This window comes from Bartonella sp. AA56HLJMS, assembly GCF_042197145.1.
In the GTDB taxonomy this organism is placed as follows: Bacteria; Pseudomonadota; Alphaproteobacteria; order Rhizobiales; family Rhizobiaceae; genus Bartonella.
The window spans coordinates 1-503 of the sequence record NZ_JBHIRL010000126.1 but is presented as its reverse complement, the minus strand read 5'-3'; the positions used below and the strand labels follow the sequence as shown (position 1 = coordinate 503).

The following is a 503-nucleotide window of genomic DNA, read 5'->3' as shown; positions in this document are numbered from 1 at the left end:
GGGAGAGAGCCATTGGTTACATGACGGCGGAATGTTGATACACTCATATGAAGCAATTTTGCACTTTCACGGTCTGTTAAAAGAATATCATTTTCTGTCATTCTAAAATCCTTTCACTATAAAAATGGTAACACATCATAACCATTTATTAACCACATTTTGGTTCATTTAGAAAGATGTTTTATTTATAGAAAACAATATTTTATCATACAATTTCTAATGTGATAATTTATGACTCTTATTGAGAGAGAAGAGAGAGAAAGTTATCCACAGATCATGGGGTTCTGCACCCCATATCTTTAAGATTGACCGGTGACATAAGCCGCCCATTTATCCATATAAACGCGGCGCTGTTCTAGATAGTCAGTGCGACGATAGGCACGCTCTACTTTACCACCTACCGTATGACTTAGAATAGTTTCAGCGAGCCAATCGCGTAAACTAGAGCGAAAACCATGCGGGCATGCTTCAATTTTATTTTTTCTCATATACCAAGCCATCAT

Annotated in this window: 2 pseudogenes; both read right to left on the bottom strand. The window is 37.2% G+C overall.

What is annotated here, in order from left to right:
• Positions 1-101: pseudogene (locus ACFINI_RS10230) on the bottom strand (helix-turn-helix domain-containing protein); the annotation flags it as partial.
• 198 nt (positions 102-299) lie between these two features.
• Positions 300-503, bottom strand: a pseudogene (locus ACFINI_RS10225) (integrase); the annotation flags it as partial.